At 60.9% G+C, this 16,703-nt stretch carries 17 protein-coding genes; 7 read left to right on the top strand and 10 right to left on the bottom strand.

The features are described from left to right. Positions 1 to 5 precede the first annotated feature (5 nt). Positions 6 to 959 carry an AraC family transcriptional regulator gene (locus tag OPU96_RS04660; RefSeq protein WP_226456882.1) on the top strand — a complete coding sequence of 318 codons (954 nt, stop codon included), beginning with the start codon at positions 6 to 8 and terminating at the stop codon, positions 957 to 959. A gap of 52 nt (positions 960 to 1,011) precedes the next feature. On the opposite strand, the gene OPU96_RS04655 is transcribed toward OPU96_RS04660, so the two are convergent. The 6 genes from OPU96_RS04655 to OPU96_RS04630 form a co-directional block, all read right to left on the bottom strand. Further along, positions 1,012 to 1,773, bottom strand: coding sequence for an SDR family oxidoreductase (locus OPU96_RS04655; protein ID WP_498558722.1), 762 nt, complete (start codon positions 1,771 to 1,773; stop codon positions 1,012 to 1,014). A 29-nt stretch (positions 1,774 to 1,802) separates the two neighbouring features. Continuing rightward, positions 1,803 to 2,630 (bottom strand): DMT family transporter, encoded by an 828-nt coding sequence (locus tag OPU96_RS04650; protein ID WP_226456884.1) that lies wholly within the window; start codon positions 2,628 to 2,630, stop codon positions 1,803 to 1,805. Between the two features lie 74 nt (positions 2,631 to 2,704). Beyond that, on the bottom strand, positions 2,705 to 3,610 hold the full coding sequence (gene gcvA / locus OPU96_RS04645) for a transcriptional regulator GcvA (protein WP_498558721.1): 906 nt from the start codon (positions 3,608 to 3,610) through the stop codon (positions 2,705 to 2,707). A gap of 426 nt (positions 3,611 to 4,036) precedes the next feature. Then, positions 4,037 to 6,001 (bottom strand): FUSC family protein, encoded by a 1,965-nt coding sequence (locus OPU96_RS04640; RefSeq protein ID WP_498558720.1) that lies wholly within the window; start codon positions 5,999 to 6,001, stop codon positions 4,037 to 4,039. Next, the gene (locus OPU96_RS04635) at positions 6,001 to 6,909 is read right to left on the bottom strand and encodes an efflux RND transporter periplasmic adaptor subunit (RefSeq protein ID WP_498558719.1); all 909 of its coding nucleotides are present in this window, start codon (positions 6,907 to 6,909) and stop codon (positions 6,001 to 6,003) included. The genes OPU96_RS04640 and OPU96_RS04635 overlap by 1 nt, the downstream gene beginning before the upstream one ends. Before the next feature lie 12 nt (positions 6,910 to 6,921). Further along, positions 6,922 to 7,110 (bottom strand): DUF1656 domain-containing protein, encoded by a 189-nt coding sequence (locus tag OPU96_RS04630; RefSeq protein WP_192299975.1) that lies wholly within the window; start codon positions 7,108 to 7,110, stop codon positions 6,922 to 6,924. 143 nt (positions 7,111 to 7,253) lie between these two features. Between OPU96_RS04630 and OPU96_RS04625 the strand changes: the two genes are divergently transcribed. Together OPU96_RS04625 and OPU96_RS04620 are read left to right on the top strand one after the other, a co-directional pair. After that, positions 7,254 to 8,096 (top strand): AraC family transcriptional regulator, encoded by an 843-nt coding sequence (locus tag OPU96_RS04625; protein ID WP_192299974.1) that lies wholly within the window; start codon positions 7,254 to 7,256, stop codon positions 8,094 to 8,096. Between the two features lie 172 nt (positions 8,097 to 8,268). Further along, the gene (locus OPU96_RS04620) at positions 8,269 to 8,484 is read left to right on the top strand and encodes a hypothetical protein (protein WP_226456890.1); all 216 of its coding nucleotides are present in this window, start codon (positions 8,269 to 8,271) and stop codon (positions 8,482 to 8,484) included. 35 nt (positions 8,485 to 8,519) lie between these two features. Here the strand turns inward: OPU96_RS04620 and OPU96_RS04615 are convergent, their stop codons facing one another. Then, positions 8,520 to 8,954 carry a hypothetical protein gene (locus OPU96_RS04615; protein WP_226456891.1) on the bottom strand — a complete coding sequence of 145 codons (435 nt, stop codon included), beginning with the start codon at positions 8,952 to 8,954 and terminating at the stop codon, positions 8,520 to 8,522. A 242-nt stretch (positions 8,955 to 9,196) separates the two neighbouring features. Here OPU96_RS04615 and OPU96_RS04610 point away from each other — a divergent pair, with 242 nt between their 5' ends. Further along, positions 9,197 to 9,760 (top strand): GNAT family N-acetyltransferase, encoded by a 564-nt coding sequence (locus tag OPU96_RS04610; protein WP_498558718.1) that lies wholly within the window; start codon positions 9,197 to 9,199, stop codon positions 9,758 to 9,760. 44 nt (positions 9,761 to 9,804) lie between these two features. Here OPU96_RS04610 and OPU96_RS04605 read toward each other — a convergent pair whose 3' ends face one another. Both OPU96_RS04605 and OPU96_RS04600 read right to left on the bottom strand, forming a co-directional pair. Further along, complete coding sequence (locus OPU96_RS04605) at positions 9,805 to 10,722, bottom strand: universal stress protein (protein ID WP_226456893.1); 918 nt, start codon at positions 10,720 to 10,722, stop codon at positions 9,805 to 9,807. A gap of 101 nt (positions 10,723 to 10,823) precedes the next feature. Beyond that, the gene (locus OPU96_RS04600; protein WP_498558822.1) at positions 10,824 to 12,062 is read right to left on the bottom strand and encodes an MgtC/SapB family protein; all 1,239 of its coding nucleotides are present in this window, start codon (positions 12,060 to 12,062) and stop codon (positions 10,824 to 10,826) included. A gap of 386 nt (positions 12,063 to 12,448) precedes the next feature. Here OPU96_RS04600 and arcD point away from each other — a divergent pair, with 386 nt between their 5' ends. The 3 genes from arcD to OPU96_RS04585 all read left to right on the top strand — a co-directional run bounded on the left by arcD (position 12,449) and on the right by OPU96_RS04585 (position 15,486). Beyond that, positions 12,449 to 13,939 carry an arginine-ornithine antiporter gene (gene arcD / locus OPU96_RS04595; protein WP_226456894.1) on the top strand — a complete coding sequence of 497 codons (1,491 nt, stop codon included), beginning with the start codon at positions 12,449 to 12,451 and terminating at the stop codon, positions 13,937 to 13,939. An 87-nt stretch (positions 13,940 to 14,026) separates the two neighbouring features. Beyond that, on the top strand, positions 14,027 to 14,569 hold the full coding sequence (locus tag OPU96_RS04590) for an Hsp20/alpha crystallin family protein (RefSeq protein ID WP_498558717.1): 543 nt from the start codon (positions 14,027 to 14,029) through the stop codon (positions 14,567 to 14,569). Positions 14,570 to 14,748: 179 nt separating this feature from the next. Next, positions 14,749 to 15,486, top strand: coding sequence for a helix-turn-helix domain-containing protein (locus OPU96_RS04585; protein WP_305390883.1), 738 nt, complete (start codon positions 14,749 to 14,751; stop codon positions 15,484 to 15,486). A gap of 64 nt (positions 15,487 to 15,550) precedes the next feature. On the opposite strand, the gene OPU96_RS04580 is transcribed toward OPU96_RS04585, so the two are convergent. Continuing rightward, positions 15,551 to 16,624 carry an NAD(P)-dependent alcohol dehydrogenase gene (locus OPU96_RS04580; protein ID WP_226456897.1) on the bottom strand — a complete coding sequence of 358 codons (1,074 nt, stop codon included), beginning with the start codon at positions 16,622 to 16,624 and terminating at the stop codon, positions 15,551 to 15,553. Between the last annotated feature and the right edge of the window lie 79 nt (positions 16,625 to 16,703).

Below are 16,703 nucleotides of genomic sequence, written 5' to 3'. Positions count from 1 at the left end.
GAACAATGCCTACAGATCAGTTTGCGCTCTCCTCGGACCTCATCACCGAACTGTTACGCGGCATGCGCCTGCGCGGCGTCGAATACCGGCGTATTCAAGCGGGACCCACCTTCGGTTTGGGCTTTGCTGAAAAACCTGGGCATGCCTGGTTCCACTTCATGGCCGTCGGCAATGCGGTGCTGCGGATGGAGGACGGAACCACCTACGCGCTGGGTGCGGGCAACGCCGTGTTCATTTCCCATGGCGCGGCCCATCAACTGTTTTCCGATCCTCACGTGCCTGTTCAAGACATCGACCTTCTAGACGGCGCCCCCCTCGGCGAAGCCGTCAGCGCGGTGGATACCGGAACCGGTGGCAGCCCCACGCCGAGCACTATTGTGTTCAGTGGCTGCATGGAGTTTGAACTGGGCAGTCTCCACGGCCTTGGCCGGCTGATGCCGGGCCTGATGTTGATCGACGCCGGCGGCCAGCGTTACCCCGGACTGGTGCCTATCCTGGCCACCATGGAACGCGAGGTCAGCGCTGCACGTATCGGCTTCGCCGGTATCCTCGCGCGCTTGGCCGACGTGGTGGCGGCCATGGTCGTGCGCGGCTGGGTGGAGTGCGCCTGCGGGAATGCCTCTGGCTTGGTCGCCGCCTTGCGCGATCCACGCTTGGCCGGCGCCCTGCTTGCACTGCACCAGCAACCGGGCCGTGACTGGACCGTTGCGCAGTTGGCAGAGCAATGCAATACCTCACGCTCGGTCTTCGCGGACCGCTTCCAGGTAACGATCGGCATGAGCCCGCTGCGCTATGTCACCGAACTGCGAATGCGCCTTGCAAGCCAGTGGCTGACCCTCGAACGGCTGCCGATTGAAGAGGTAGCGCAGCGTTTGGGCTACACCTCCCAGGCCGCGTTCAGTCGCGCCTTCAAACGCATTACGGGCAACACACCTGGCTTGAGTCGCAAGGTCAGGTAGGCGACTGCCCGTTGAAGCCGAGCGCACGCAGTCGCTGATCCGTGGCGCTGGCTTATTTACCACCCGTCACGTCGAGAAATGTGCCGGTGACGAATGATGCCTGCTCGCTGGCAAGCCATAGAATCGCCTGTGCCACTTCCTCCGGCTGGCCACCCCGCCCCATGGGGATCGAGTCCTTGACCCGATCGACCCGGCCCGGCTCGCCACCACTGGCATGCATGTCGGTGTAAATATGCCCGGGGCGAATACCGTTGACGCGTATGCCTTCCCGGGCCACTTCCTTTGCAAACCCAATGGTAAACGTCTCCAGGGCGCCCTTTGAGGCCGCATAGTCGATGTATTCATTGGGGCTGCCGAGACGCGCCGAGGCCGAAGAGACATTGATCACCACGCCGCCCGGGCCGTTGTGACGGTAAGACATGCGCTTCACCGCCTGCTGGGCACAGAGTATCGGCCCAATGGAATTGACCGCAAAAATGCGCTGCATCCGCTCGAAGCCAAGGCCTTCCAGGCGTGACTGAGGCGCCAGCATCCCGGCGTTGTTGACCAGTACGTCAATACGTCCGAACGAGCGGTCGATGGCTGCGAACAAATCGGCCACCTGTTGCGGGTCCGCACTGTCGGCGCGCACCGCCAACGCCCTGCGCCCCAGTGCTTCGACATCCCCAACCACTGCCAGCGCGGCGGCCTCGTGGGCGACGTAGCTGATGGCGACGTCATAACCGCGTGCGGCAGCCAACCGGGCGGTGGCCGCCCCCACGCCACGACTTCCTCCGGTGATCAGAATCAGCGGTGCCTTTGAGACGTTGATCATTGAACCTACCTCCTGGCCAGTCGGCCGTATCAGCCGATAATGAGGGTACCGCTGGCGATCACGACGCACGCCAGTATCCGGCGCGCTGTAAGCGTCTCGCCGAGGAACACATAACCGATCAACAACGCAAACAACACGCTGGTTTCGCGCAACGCGGAGACCGCGCCCAGGGGCGCTTCGTTCATGGCGTAGATGACCATTGCATACGCAAGCAAAGAGACCAGTCCGCCGCCCATGGCGGTAACCATTCCTGGCCGAACCGAGAACAAGCTGCGCGGACCACGCAGACCGATGTAAACCACCGGCATCAGCACGCCCCACAGGGCGCACATCCACACGGCGTAGGACAACGGTGCACCGGATAGCCTGGCGCCTATGCCGTCGACAACGCTGTAGGCCGCAATGAAGCAGCCTGTTCCCAGCGCATAGGGCAAGCTGGGAACCGACAGACTGCGCCCTTTGAAGGCCAGCGAAACAATCCCGCCTGACACCAGCGCCACACCGAGCAACTCGCCAGGGCTGATGCTTTCTCCGGCAAAAACCGCGGCCCCCAAGGTAATCAGCACCGGCGACGATCCGCGTGAAATCGGATAGATCTGCCCTAGGTCGCCAACTCGGTAACTGCGCACGAGGAACAAGTTGTATCCCACATGCAGTAACCCCGAAAGCAGCGCGTAGCTCCAGCTTTCCATGGCCGGTGGGACCATGAAGGCGGCGGCGACGGCACAGACTATTGCAATGGCAATGCACATCACCGTCATGGACCACAGGCGATCGTTACCACTGCGCAGCAGCGCATTCCAGCTTGCATGCAGGAGCGCGGCGAAAAGAACCAGCAAGACGATATGAATAGGCATGCGCCACTCTAGGCAATCCGTTTTCGAGACAAAAGCGAAGTATCCTCATTGCAGCATGAACGGATACTCATGCATTACGCTTGCACTCGCTGTACTTTCAGCGCTTCGCTGACTAGCCATTGGCGAAAGCTGGCGACATGCGGTTGCGATTCGATGCCCTTGGGGCAGACGAAGTAGTACGCAAGCGGCGATGGAAGCGGCACGTCGAACAGCCGAACCAAACGGCCATCGGCGATTTCGTTCTCGACATGCCCGCTGCGCACCAACGCCACGCCTTGGCCGAGCAAGGCCGCCTCGACCGTCATGTTGGTGTCGCCAAATCTGACGCTTTCCTTGAGCGGCAAATAGGCCAGCCCGACGGCTTGAAACCACGCCTCCCATTTAGGTACCAGCTCGGCACCATCACGCGTCAGCAGTGGAAAATCCAGCAACTGTGCAGGGCTCTGCGGTGTCCCGACGCGTCGCAGCAGTTCAGGGCTGGCCACAGGAAATACCTGCTCTCCAAACAAAAACTCCGAATACAGACCTGGGTAAGCACCCTTGCCGAGCCTGATCGCAACATCCGCCTGGCCGTGAGAGAAATGGATGATTTTGTCCGTGGTATCCAGCGAGACCAACAGCTCGGGGTGCTGGCGAGAGAGCAGCGGCAAGCGTGGCAGCAGCCATTTGAGCGCGAAGGAATAGGTGGTGCTGACGCGCAGTCGAACCCGGCCTTTTTGCTCGCGCAGGTGGCCCAAAGTCGCCTCCAGGCTGATGAAGAATTCGCGCACGATGGGCGCCAGCGTTGCCCCCGCGGCCGTCAGGCGTAACGCCTTGCCACGTTCGAACAACTGCAGCCCCCAAAGCGCCTCAAGATGCTTGAGTTGGTGGCTGACGGCGCTCTGGGTCACATGCAGTTCCTGCGCGGCTGCGGTGAATGTCGGGTGGCGCGTGGCAACTTCGAACGCACGCAATGTCGCGGTGGGCGGCAAATCTCTCATAGGGGCGGTATCCGGCGAAGTATCAGAAAGACGCTTGCATGAACGCTAGCTCATAAGGGCGCTGAATTCACTCTAACCGTCGCCGCCCTGCCGTGACAGGGGTGCACCGGAAACTGGCAGCTCAACGACGCCCAGGCTTCTCGATGGGCTGGGTGGGTGAGTCGTTGCGCTTGGAAGCAGCGTCTTGCCGGGGAGCTGTCTGTTGCCGGTGTTGTTCTTTATGGAATGCCTCATGCCACCGCATCAGTGCTTCCGCGCCGTCAGAAGCCAAGGCCGAGAGTGGCGCGCAGGCTATCCACGCGGTTGCCATTACGAGTGTCAGTTTTTTCATTACGTATCACCTGGGTTGGTTGAAATCCAAATAGTCGGCGCGCAGAAGCCTACGGCGCCCGTGTGGTGCCATGCGGTCATGCCTGGGTGTATGACTCAGGGCGTGGAACGCGCGAGCTGCGCGTATTGCTCCAGCAGCCAGGCCAAGTCGTGGTAACAGGTCGCTAAAGCGTGCGCGCCAAGCCTTCTCATCGACCTTGATGTGCGGCGAGCCTGCGCCGCGCAGATCGCCGGGTCACCCGCCCAACGAGCTATCCGCCGGGCGCCGCTTTGTGCGCAACGGGCGACGGGCGAGCCCGGCTCAACACGCTTCGCCTTACCCTGTAACCGGCGCAATTGCTTACTCAATTGCAGGGACAAGTAGCCCGCCCGGTAATCGTGCCTGTTATCGGCGCCGAGCAAATTGATCAACGCGACGATTCGAGATTGCTGCCTGGCCTGCCATTTAGCGTGGTCGATCGTGCTTGCAAGACGAAGTAGCTGGCGTGTGTGCTTATGCAGTGAACGTTTCAACGCCCGAATATGTTTGACCGGATCTCTGGGCAAGATCTGGAACGCCAATAAGCAGATCAGCATTGCAACAATCCACGCCAGCGCCTGGTTCGCAAAGTCGGCGAAATCATAGGAGGCGATGGCACCCGTGCTCACCAGGGTGTTGAACCCGATCAGGTAGGCGATGCCTTGCAAGGCGTGACGCGGTTGGCTCGTCGCATGGATCCCGAACGACCAGAACGCCGCCAGCAGCATAAATAACAGCGGGAAACCGTTGATCTGTGGCATCAACAGGAACTTGCACAGCGCGGCAGCCACAATGGCGTAGAGCGTGCCACGTATAAAACTGGCCATACCCTGCGCCGGCGCCGCGGCCGTGGCCAGCAGCGTGCAACCTGGGCCCAAGACTGCCAGCAGCGTCGGCCCTTGATTCCAGCCGCTGAAGTACCAGACCGCCCCCGTGGCCAGGGTTGCGAGCACGGCCCGGATGCCGTTTCGTGCCGCGTCCGCGTAATGGCGGTGGTAGCCCACGGCGCGGACCTGCGCCGGGCGTCGCTGATCGAGGCTGGAGAAGTTCAGCAAGGCCTCAGTCAAATCTGTCAATTGCTCGTGCAAGCGTTCGCTGAACAACCGCGAGCCTTGAGTTGAGTCTGCATGCTCATCCGCCAAGCGACGCAGTTGCCCTACCGTATCGGCCGCCACCTGGAAGGTGCAGCGGCTGCCCGCCAGGCGCTCACTCAGTTGCAGTAGCGCGCTGGCATTGTCCGCCAGCAGCACGGGATCGACGCCACGGGCGGCATCGTCCAGGTGCACGTCCAGCACCGCCGATTGCAAATGCGCCAGGCCTGCTTGAATCGCCAGTTGCCGGGAGCGAATCAGCGCCGACTCCCCACGGGCGAGTCCCAGTTGATCGTCCACCTTGCCGATGTCCATCGCGAGCTGGTGACGTTGTGCCGTCAACGCCGCGATAGGCTCGCCGGTGAGTCGCGCGGCGAGCAGTCGGGCACTGCGGGCACAGATGCCGACCAGCGCGCTGCGCACCTTGTCCTCCATGGTCTTGGCACTGAACAGCGTGACCACCAGGCTCAAGCTCAGCACCCCCAATGCGACCGCCGTACCACGGGTGATGATGTGCTCAAACCCCAGTTGCGGCGCAACGATTGCAGGGCCCAGCGCCAGGCAGACGGTATAGCCCGCCACCACCGCCGCCGTGGCCTGATAATGGCGCAAAACGGTCATTGCACTGACGCACAGGCCCAGCCACAGAGCGATACCGAGCAGGAACAACAGCATCTGTTGTGCGAACAGGCCTGTCAGCACTACCGCCGCGACCAGGCCGACCAGGGTACCCAGCATCCGGTAGACACCCTTGCCACGAACCGCCCCCTGGATGGGCTGTAGCAACAACAACACGGTGGATGCGCCCGCGAACGGGGCGTCCAGATGCAGTTCAAAGCCAAGCCACAGCGCCAGACCTGCAGCCAAGATACTGCGCAACACGTAGAAGAACGTGACGGACGTCCAGGGCCGCGCAATGCTCGCGAAAAGGTGTGTCAGCCGGTTCGTCATCACAGGAACGCCTGCAGCCATTGGGTGAGCCGCCAGCGTGGCGCAGCGTTCGACTCCTTGACTTCGACACTGGCGGTCATGCCCGCCACCAATTCCACGCCCTCCGGCACCTGATCCAACTCAATGCGCACGGGTACGCGCTGGGCCAACCGAATCCAGCTGAAGGTCGGGCTCACCTCGGGCAAGCCGTTGGCATTACGCACTTCATTAACATCGGCGATCCCCCTGCCCATGCTTGCCACGTGCCCTTCCAATAGTGGGGCAAACCCCATCAGCTTGATGGAGACCGGGGAGCCGACCCGCACGGCCGGCAGCTTGGTCTCCTCAAAATAGGCCGTGACCCAGAAACTATGGCCATCGACGACGAACAGGTTGGTAATGCCAGCCTGTGCGTAGTCACCGGGTTGCAGGCGCAGTTGAGTGACGTAGCCGTCTACCGGCGAACGAATGGTCGTGCGCTCCACGTCGAGCTGCGCTTGGGCGACCTGGTGGGCAGCTGCGTCCAGGCGCGCTCGGGCAACGGCCAGGTCGCGGGCGGCGTTATCAATCTCTTCCTGGGCGATGGCCCCGGCCAACTGGGCTCGCCGCTTGAGTTGGGCGCTGCGTTGCTCGAACACGCTGCGCGCCTCGGCAAACTGCGCGGTGCGCTGCTGTAGGGCCAATTGATAAGCGCGCGCATCGATGCAATAGAGCAAATCGCCCTTTGCCACCCATTGATTGTCCCTGGCTGGCAACCGATCGACTTGGCCGGACACCTCGGGAGCGATACGGATAACCTGCGCACTGACCCTCCCGTCACGCGTCCACGGGGCCAGGACGTACGCCCGCCATAGTTGCAGGCAGAACACCAGGGCCAGCAAACCAAGCAACAGGGTAAGCGTCGGTTTGAGGATTTTGACGATAGACATGACCTGCCCCACTCAACAATTGACGACCATCGTCGACAGGACGATGAGCGAGACAAAAAAACGCGCCAGTGCCGGGTGCCAGGCCCAATCCAGCCAGCGGCGGGTCAGGTTCTCGATAAGCGTGTAGGCCAGGACCGACACGCCCAGGTAGATCAACAAAGGTGGGAAATACAGGTTGGCGATGGAGACTTCGCTAAACATGGCAAATACCGGGTTCAAGGGGCTGTAGCATCTCCCCTTCCTACAGGGGGCTTGTTGATGATGCTAAGCAATTACCACCACTGCCGATATTGAGTAGACTGCCAGAATATAATCAAATCCAGACAACCTCACGATTGCATGCCATGGCCGAAATCCAACCTTTACACGTCGATCAGTTCGAGTACGACACGCTTGTTCAACCTGCCGTCGCACTGAGGCTGGAAACACAACGCAACGACAGTGAGTCCGCGGTACACAAGCACCGCAAGGGGCAACTGGTCGTGGCGTATGGCGGTGGCATTGTGTGTACGGGCGAGGACGGCGTGTGGATGGTCCCGTCGGGTTTTGGCGTGTGGATACCAGGGGGCGTGGCCCACAGCAACCGTGTGACAGCCAACGGGCAGGTGTGCTTTCTGTTCGTAGAGCCCGGCGTTGCGTTACTGCCAGACCACTGCTGTACGCTGGCGCTGTCGCCCCTGATCCTCGAGCTGATCCTCCACCTCAGCGACCAGGCCCAGAATTACCCTCCACACTCGCGCACTGCGCGGCTGGCCAACGTGTTGCTGGAAGAGCTTGAGCTGGCCCCCACCGAACAGCTGTACCTGCCGTTGCCGGCATCAACCGCGCTTCGCACAATCGCTCGGGCGCTGGCGCAAGATCCAGCCAACCGCGCCACCATGGCGAGCTGGGCGCACCATGTGGCCATGAGTGAACGCTCGCTGTCGCGCCTGGTAAAAGGTGAAACGGGCCTGACCTTCGGCCAGTGGCGCAAGCAGTGGCAGATCATTGTCGCGCTGCAAAGCCTGGCCGAGGGGTTGTCGGTACAGAGGACGGCCGAAGCCCTCGGCTACGAGTCAGTCAGCTCGTTTATCTCCATGTTTCGTAAAACCCTGGGCACCTCTCCAGCACGCTACCTGCGCAACACTGCTCTTCCCGCCAAGAACTCCGGTCATCGCGCTTCTGCCGTTGCGTCGGTTCCCAGGTGATCAACCTTACGTCCCACTTTTGACCTTGCTCCAGATCCGCGTACGCACGCGCGCTCATTTGAGGAGTGGAGAACGTGCACGAAGTCTAGGTTGCGAGGCAGCCGGTGACGATAACCCGCTGTTGCTACCCCGAAAGCGTTAAGCTACGCCCCCCGAGCGACGGAGCCCCCGGATGACACAATGGCGAAAACAAGGCACATCGAGCAAGGCGTGGACCTATGCACTCCTGGCCTGCGTGCTCCTGTTTACCTGCTTCACGGGGGCGATCTGGCCGGACGGCTACACGTCCAATCGCAAGCGGGTGTTCACCCCGGGCTTCCTGGTGGTCTGCACGATGGTGGCGGTGGTTGAGTTGTTAGTGCTGAACCACTTTTACGGCGTGCGTTAAAACCGCTGGGCCGAGCACTCTGATGAAATCCAGCCTCAGGCGGTGGTACTGACCAACGTACCCGACGTGTCGCTACCCTCAGCGGTCACTGCCTGCAACAACGCTGCGGTAGCGGTCTGCAATGCCGCCGTCGTCGCAGCAATCTGCACCTGGGCCGCGGCAACCGCAGCTGCCTTGGCCTCTTCACTTAGCTTGGCGGACTGGGCTTTTTGCAGCGCCTGCTGCTGGGCCTGAAGTTGCTTTTGCAACTGTTCAATCTGTTTTTTCAGTTGTTTGACGGTGTCGGACGTTTGCGTCGATGAACTGCCGGAAGCCCCGCCACCTGCAGCAGTTGCGCGTTTGCTGGCACTGGTGGCGGTAGTCGCGGTGGTGCTGCTCGACGACTCGGCAGTCGTGTCTGCGCTCGCGGGACTGGTGGCCGCTGGCGTGGTAGGGACTGCGCTTGGAACAGTGGCGACATTGACGATCATGCTGAGTACTCGGTTGCGACTGGAAGAGCTGCTGCGGATATTTCAATTTGTTTCTGGGCCCTGCAGGGCAACTTTATACGCCGCACTGCCATCATCACGCCAGCCCTGTTGGGCTGAACGTGGCGTAAGAAGGCCGTATCTCTGATTCAGATCAGATTCTTGCCCCGCCGGTGGCGTACAAAAGAAGCGTCTACAGGGTGTGCTGTGCGCGCCCGTGTTTTAACCGAACAGAGGGTTTACTCATGCTTAGCGTCAAAGAGCACAACGAACGGGCCGCCACGATCTATGCCACGAGCACCGGCCAACACTGGATTGAAGCGCTCACGGACGGCCGCCACGTGCTGATCAGGCCCTTGAGCGAAAAGGATCGGGAGCGTGAATACGCTTTCATCAAACACTTGTCGCCCGAATCGCGGCACATGCGTTTTCTGGGGCAGATCAGCGAGCCGTCCGGGACCTTGCTTAATCAATTGATGGACACCGATAACCGGCTGCGCATGGCCTACGTGGCGTTGGTGCATGACAATGGTCAACTGATCGAGATCGGTGTAAGCCGCTATGCCGCCACCGGCGAGCATGAATGTGAGTGTGCCGTGACCGTCGCGGATGAATGGACGCATCTGGGGTTGGGGACGTTGCTGATGAAGCACCTGATCAAGGCGGCGCACAACAATGGTATGCGCCGGATGTATTCAGTCGATGCCGCCAGCAATGCGCCCATGCGCGACCTGGCCCAGGCGCTGGGCTTTGCGCGGCAGGCTGATCCTGCAGACCCCCACCAGGTGATTCACAGCCTACGCTTGTAACGTCTGGCCCCGACGAGCGTCGGGGCACTCGCCGGCTGCGGCCGCTATAGCCCTCGGCCCGGCTTGATCGCCAACAGGCTACAAGGCGCACGGTGCAGGAGCTGTTCGGCAGTGGTGCCCAACAGTTTGCTCAGCCCTTTGTGTTGCACCGTACCCGCCACAATTACATCGACTTGGTGTTGTTCGACGAATTGGCAAATGACCGGCACCGGCACACCCTCGATGAAGTGACGGCAGTCGGCCGCAACGCCATGGCGCTCGGCTATCGCCGCGAACGCTTCACGCTGTGCCACGCCCTCGGCTTCGTAAATGCCGGTGGCCAGGGGTAAGGCGCCGAAGCCCATGTCCATCGTGTACGCAGCCGTCCAGTCGTACGCATGCAGCACTTCAACCTGAGCATTGCAGACCTCGGCCAGTTTCGACGCGGCGGCGAGAATCTGATCGTTGAATACCAGGTCCTGGTCTTCGCTGCGCAGCACATCAATGATCGCCAGGATACGACGGGGGTGCGGGTTCTGGGCGTTGGTCACCAGGTGCACCGGGACCGGGCAATCCCGCAACAGTTGCCAGTCCAGTGGGGTGTAGAACACCCGTTTCAGCACCGACTCCTCGCGGGCATCCTTGATGATCATCGTCAGCGGCATTTCCTTGATGAAGTGCAGGATCTCCGCATACGGATCGCGCACCCACACCACCTCGCTGGTGACCGTGACACCGTATTCGCGCATCCGGCTCGCCTGTTCTTCAAGCCAGTGGCGGTGCTTTTCCAGATACGCATCGCGGACCGCGGCGATCTGTTCGGGCGCGAACAGGTCGGCCACCGCCAGCGCCTGTAAATAATCAAACGCCACGATATGCAGGGGTTGTCGCAAGGCTTGCGCCAACGCCGCTGCACGTTCGAAGGCCGGCGTATGGGTCATGGCTGACGGGGCGATCAAGAGTAAACGCGGTATCTGTGACATGGTGCACCTCGGCACTTGAGCGATGGCTAGGAATACTCCAAGGCTGATCCCCTCGCCCGACGACCCACTTGATCTTTGTCAGTCATCGGGCAAATCATCGTTCAATGCACCAGCAGCGCGACCCACATGGCCGAGGTCAGCAGAATCTGCCCGGGGATGACATACGTGGCAAAGCGTCGCCCACCGCTGATCCAGGCCAACAGGCATTTGCTCAGCGCATTGCTGCTGACCGCCAACAGCACGGGCGGGGCAACGGCGCTATAGGCCAGGTGCCCGCCTTTGGCCAGCGAGGCAATCGAGGCCGTGGACGAATGGGCGTCGGCCAAGCCGCTGAAGATGGCCGTGAGCATCACGCCCGCCTGACCAAAACGATCAAGCATCAGTGACGATAAAAACGTCATTCCGGCCATGGTCAACGTGACCGCCAGCGCAAGTTTGAGGTTGAACGCACCGCCGACCTTGATCGGCCGGCTGGCGATACCCGCGGTTTTCGGGAAGAGCAGGCAAGCGCTGAACAGCAGCGTGACGCCAAGCCCGGCCAGCAGCGGCCCCCACACGTACGGCAACAAGGCGGTATCGACCGCGCCGAGGATCAGCGCAACCTGGGCCACCGTGGCCAGATTCGACAGAATGGCCGCCGCACTCAATACCTTGAGGTTATCCGGCTCTTTGCGCGCAATGTGCCCCATCGCCGCGATGGTCATGGTGCTGGAAGCAAAGCCGGAGGCGATGGCGCTGACGACATAGCCGTAGCGAACACCCAACGTGCGCACGGCGATATGGCCAATGGCCCCCACCGCCATCAGCATCACGGTCAATGTGCACAGGGTGCGCAAGTTGAGCGCCGAGTAGGGACCGATGAAGCGATCAGGGGTCAGCGGCAACACCACCAGCGCAGCGATCAGCAACACCAGGCCGTCGCGCATCTCGGCTTCGGTCAACTGGCTACGGGCAAAGTGATGGAGTTTCTCTCGGTAAGCCAGCAACCCCGCCATCACCACGCCAATGGCAATCGCCTGTTCCGGTGCTGTACCGCACAGTGCGCCAAGCAACAACACAGTGAGCAAGGCCACTTCGCTGGTCACGCCCGGATCGCTGCCCAGGCTGCGCCAATAGGCCACACTGACCAGCAATGCCAGGCAGCCGCCCACGATCCCCAGCAATAGCGCTCCGCCAACCTGCATCGCCACGTAACCCAGCAACGCTGTGATCGCAAACGTGCGCAACCCGGCACAGGCACGGCTGTCGCCCCGACCTTTATGCCGTTCACGCTCAAGACCGATCAACAGCCCGATCCCCAGCGCCGCGGCGGCGCCCGCCAGCCCCGGTGTTTCATGCATGGCGGCGCAACCCCGGCGGTTGCGTCGGGCCGGGCGTGGCATTGGCCGAAAACCGTCTGCGCGGCGTCCTGGTTATCAACATTCACCTCCGGCTGATGGTCGTGTCTGGCCCATATTCAGGGCGCCCAAGACGTTTGCTGCAAGGCTCTCCCGCTGATCCAGACTGCGCCGGGCGACGTTGCCGGGAGTTGATCATGATCAACAATCCGGGTGGGACACCCTCACGTCCTGGATGACGACGTGCGTCGCGGCGGCCCGAAAACACCGCGTGTTTACACTTTCTGACTTAAATCAAACGATGGCTGAGGCTTCACGGGGACATTGGAGCCAGCATTCACACCACCCTACGCGGTGAGTGTAGAAACCCTCGTTTCGTGGAGGCTTCTATGACTACGCACCTGCAAGACACCCACTCAACCCTTCCTCCCGCAGGGCAACCCATCGCAGGCAGTTTGCAAAGAGCCGACTCCCGGCGGCTCTCCCTGAGCCTGCTGGTGGCCCTCGTGATCGGTTCGATGATTGGCAGCGGCATTTTCAGCCTGCCGCAGAACATGGCCGCCCATGCGGGTGCCGGAGCGATCCTGATAGGTTGGGTGATCACCGGCATCGGCATGCTTTCGTTGGCGTTGGTTTATCAAACCTTGTCCAACCGCCAGCCGGCGCTGGACAACGGCGTATTCGCCTACGCCCGGGTCTTGGGGGGCGAGTTCCTCGGGTTCAATTCCGCCTGGGGCTACTGGATCAGTGCCTGGATCGGCAACGTCAGCTACCTGGTGATTCTGTTTGCAGCCTTGAGTTACTTCTTCCCGATGTTCGGCGAAGGCAATAACGCCGCCGCCGTTGCCGGCGCCTCGATACTGCTGTGGTCGCTGCATTGGATGATTTTACGAGGCATGCGCACCGCGGCCCGCGCCAATGCACTGACGACGCTGGCCAAAATCGTGCCCTTGTTGCTGTTCATCGGCCTGGTGATCGTGGCCTTCCGGCGTGAAACCTTCGCCGTCGGCTTCTGGGGCTCGCCTGATTTGGGCAGCACCCTCGATCAAGTCAAAAGCACCATGCTGGTGACCGTTTGGGTGTTCATCGGGATCGAAGGGGCCAACGTTTTCTCGGCGCGTGCGGCCGAACGCAAAAATGTCGGGCGTGCCACCGTGATCGGGTTCGTCATCACCTTGTTGCTGTTGATTGCGGTGTCCCTGTTGTCACTGGGCATCCTCAAGCAACCCGAGCTGGCGACCTTGAAGAACCCATCCATGGCCGGTGTGCTTGAGGCTGCGACCGGCCCTTGGGGCGCGGTGTTGATCAGCATCGGCTTGATCATCTCGGTGGGAGGTGCACTGCTCGCCTGGACGCTGTTGGCCGCCGAGTCGGTCTTCACGCCGGCCAAAGAGAACGTCATGCCTGGGATGCTGGCAACGGAAAACGTGCACGGTGTGCCCAGCCATGCGCTGTGGATCACCAACGGCTGCATTCAGCTGTTTCTGTTGCTCACGCTTTACTCAAGCGCCAGCTATCTCGCGCTGATTTCCCTGGCGACCTCAATGATTCTGCTGCCGTACCTGTTCAGCGGCCTCTATGCCTTGAAACTGGCCTGGCAAGGCCTGACGTACGAGGGCCATCCTGGTCTGCGAGCCCGTGACGCGGGCATTGCCTTGGTAGCCACGGTGTATTGCGTGTGGCTGCTGTATGCCGCCGGCCCCAAATACATGCTGCTCAGTGCCTTGCTGTACGCGCCAGGCTCATTGATTTATCTGGCCAGCATGAAAGCCCGTCAGGGCCAACCCCTCAACGGCGCCGAAACGGGCCTGTTGATCATCATCTGGGCCGCCGCGGCCTTTGCCGGCCGCATGTTGTGGACGGGGGCACTGACCTTGTGAGGAGCGCGCTCACACCGTGTTTTTTTCAGGGCGGCCTGGCGTACCGGGAGTGTGCCGCCTGCCCTTCACCCAAGAGGAGTCGTCAAGATGAGCAATTCCGAGAAAAAAATGCCGATCCCGACCGAGGCCAAGTCGAATCAGCATCCCTTGTCGTCAGACCTGTGGCAGCCCTTTGAAAAACTCCGGCAGCAGGTCGATCACCTGTTTGCCGATTTCAATCGCGGTTCAGGGCTGTCACCCTTCAGTCGCGGCTTGTTTGATCTCGAACCACTGTGGCAGCACGAACGGATCGGCCAGCGCCGGCCCGCCGTGGACATCACCGAGAAGGACAAAAGCTTTGAAATCAGCGCCGAACTGCCCGGCATGGATCAGAAGAGCATCGAGCTCAAGCTGTCCAACGGCAACCTGATCATCAAGGGGGAAAAAAAAGCGGAGAAGGTTGAAAAAAACAAAGGCTACCACCTCAGCGAGCGTCACTACGGCGCCTTTGAACGGGTATTCAGCCTGCCCAAAGGCGTGGATGCCGAGAAGATCGAAGCCAGCTTCAGCAATGGCGTACTGAACATCTCGTTGCCCAAGAAGCCCGAAGCCATGAAGGCGGACAAGGTCGTACCCATCAAGGCCGACTGAGGCTTGGCCCACTCGCCCCTGCCGGAATAACGACAGGGGTTTTCTTTGATGACAGGGTTCACGTCATCATCGGAGGACCGTTCGTCGCTTTTTATTGAATTAAATTGAACCAAACGAACGTATAAACTTTTGCGCCGCTACTCTTAACTGACTTTTACAGGGAGGGCGCAAGGTCAGCCATGTCTGAAGTCAACTATCAGCGCCGCTCCGTCAAGGCGGCCTGCGCCAATTGCGGCGTGCTGGAGTTGTGCCTGCCGCTCGGGCTTACAGGGCAAGAGGTCGAACGCCTGGACCAAATGATCTTGCAGCGCATCAAGGTCAAAAAAGGCAATGCACTGTATCGCACCAGCGATCCATTCAGTGCGCTGTACGCAGTGCGCATCGGCTCCTTCAAGACCACCGTACTCACGGTTGATGGTCGCGAGCAGGTCACGGGCTTCCAGATTTGCGGCGAGATGCTCGGCCTGGATGCCATCAGCAGTGGTGCACACGCCGGAAATGCCTTTGCCTTGGAGGACAGTGAGGTCTGCCCTATTCATTACCGGCATCTGGAGCGACTCGCGCGGGACCTGCCTTCGCTGCAACAAAACCTGAACAAGATCTTCAGCCGCGAAATCGTTCGCGATCACGAGGTGCTGATGATGCTGGGCAACATGAGTTCAGATGAACGCCTCGGCGCTTTTCTGCTGAACCTGTCGCAACGCTTGAGTATGCGCGGGTACTCGTCCAGCCATTTTGTGCTGAAAATGTATCGGGAGGACATCGGCTCCTACCTGGGCCTGCGCCTCGAAACCATCTGCCGGAGCATCGCTCACCTGCGTGAACTGGGACTGGTGGAAATAAGCGGGCGCGAGGTCAATATCCAGAATATGGAGGGGCTCAGACAACTGATCACAGGCTGCCATCATCTGCGCTGACAGCCGATGCGGCTCACTCAACGACGCAATCGAGTGAACCGCACGTCGATGCCACGCCCCCGGTTCACGGCGTGATTGCAACTTTCATGACCCCGTCCCGCTGATGTGCAAACAGGTCGTAGGCCGCTTCAATGTCGTCGAGACGGAATCGGTGAGTGACCAGCGGCGACAGATCCACCAACCCGCTACGCACGACGGCCATCAAGCGGCGCATACGTTCCTTGCCGCCAGGGCACAGCGTCGTAACGATGCTGTAATCGCCCAGCCCTGCCGCAAAGGCATCGAGCGGTATGTGCAGGTCTTTGGAATACACGCCCAGGCTCGACAGGCGACCACCGGGACGCAACACGCGCAACGCCGATTCAAAGGTGCCCTGGGTACCGAGCGCTTCGATCGACACATCCACCCCGCGCCCGTCGGTCAGGGCCATGATCTGTTCGACCACATCGCCGTCCTTGAAGTTGACCACATGGGTAGCCCCCAATCCACGCGCCACCGTCATGCGCTCGGCCACGGCATCCACACCTATGATGGTGCTGGCGCCTTTGAGCCGGGCACCGGCAATTGCACACAAGCCAATCGGCCCCAGGGCAAATACGGCTACGGTATCGCCGATCTTCACTTCACCGCGCTCGGCGCCGGAAAAGCCGGTGGACATGATGTCCGGGCACATAAGCACCTGTTCATCACTCAGGCCGTCGGGAATCGGGCACAGGTTGGCCAACGCATCAGGCACCAGCACATATTCAGCCTGGCAGCCGTCGATGGTGTTGCCGAACTTCCAGCCGCCGATAGCCCGAAAACCATGGCGAGTATCCGGGCCATCCTGGGAACCACAGCCACACAGGCAGGCGTAACTCTGGCCGCTGGGGGTGATGGCGCCGGCAATCACGCGCTGCCCTTCCACAAACCCACGCACCTGGGACCCCAGCCGCTCGATGATGCCCACCGGCTCGTGACCCACCGTCAGGCCCTTGGCCACCGGGTATTCGCCTCGCAGGATATGCACATCCGTACCGCAGATGGTGGTGGTGGTTATTCGAATCAATGCGTCCAGCGGGCCGACTTCCGGAATCGGCTTGTCTTCGAGCACGATGCGATTGTTTTCGACGAATATCGCCGCTTTCATAGTGGCCATTACCTTCTCCTGGTGGGTTCGACGCTTGGCCCAGGCTGCACCGGACTGCGTGGCCCGGGTTTGATAATGATCAATAAAG

It is taken from the genome of Pseudomonas sp. RP-B7 (assembly GCF_059803535.1).
This window is presented reverse-complemented; position numbering and strand designations above follow the sequence as displayed.

Excerpts from the sequence above, each read along its gene's own strand:
- OPU96_RS04660 (WP_226456882.1), top strand. The coding sequence starts at position 6 with ATGCCTACAGATCAGTTTGCGCTCTCCTCGGACCTCATCACCGAACTG.
- OPU96_RS04655 (WP_498558722.1), bottom strand. The coding sequence starts at position 1,773 with ATGATCAACGTCTCAAAGGCACCGCTGATTCTGATCACCGGAGGAAGT.
- OPU96_RS04635 (WP_498558719.1), bottom strand. The coding sequence starts at position 6,909 with ATGTCTATCGTCAAAATCCTCAAACCGACGCTTACCCTGTTGCTTGGT.
- OPU96_RS04615 (WP_226456891.1), bottom strand. The coding sequence starts at position 8,954 with ATGATCGTCAATGTCGCCACTGTTCCAAGCGCAGTCCCTACCACGCCA.
- arcD (WP_226456894.1), top strand. The coding sequence starts at position 12,449 with ATGACTACGCACCTGCAAGACACCCACTCAACCCTTCCTCCCGCAGGG.
- OPU96_RS04620 (WP_226456890.1), top strand. The coding sequence starts at position 8,269 with ATGACACAATGGCGAAAACAAGGCACATCGAGCAAGGCGTGGACCTAT.
- OPU96_RS04625 (WP_192299974.1), top strand. The coding sequence starts at position 7,254 with ATGGCCGAAATCCAACCTTTACACGTCGATCAGTTCGAGTACGACACG.
- OPU96_RS04580 (WP_226456897.1), bottom strand. The coding sequence starts at position 16,624 with ATGGCCACTATGAAAGCGGCGATATTCGTCGAAAACAATCGCATCGTG.
- gcvA (WP_498558721.1), bottom strand. The coding sequence starts at position 3,610 with ATGAGAGATTTGCCGCCCACCGCGACATTGCGTGCGTTCGAAGTTGCC.
- OPU96_RS04590 (WP_498558717.1), top strand. The coding sequence starts at position 14,027 with ATGAGCAATTCCGAGAAAAAAATGCCGATCCCGACCGAGGCCAAGTCG.
- OPU96_RS04600 (WP_498558822.1), bottom strand. The coding sequence starts at position 12,062 with ATGCATGAAACACCGGGGCTGGCGGGCGCCGCCGCGGCGCTGGGGATC.
- OPU96_RS04650 (WP_226456884.1), bottom strand. The coding sequence starts at position 2,630 with ATGCCTATTCATATCGTCTTGCTGGTTCTTTTCGCCGCGCTCCTGCAT.
- OPU96_RS04640 (WP_498558720.1), bottom strand. The coding sequence starts at position 6,001 with ATGACGAACCGGCTGACACACCTTTTCGCGAGCATTGCGCGGCCCTGG.
- OPU96_RS04605 (WP_226456893.1), bottom strand. The coding sequence starts at position 10,722 with ATGTCACAGATACCGCGTTTACTCTTGATCGCCCCGTCAGCCATGACC.
- OPU96_RS04630 (WP_192299975.1), bottom strand. The coding sequence starts at position 7,110 with ATGTTTAGCGAAGTCTCCATCGCCAACCTGTATTTCCCACCTTTGTTG.
- OPU96_RS04610 (WP_498558718.1), top strand. The coding sequence starts at position 9,197 with ATGCTTAGCGTCAAAGAGCACAACGAACGGGCCGCCACGATCTATGCC.
- OPU96_RS04585 (WP_305390883.1), top strand. The coding sequence starts at position 14,749 with ATGTCTGAAGTCAACTATCAGCGCCGCTCCGTCAAGGCGGCCTGCGCC.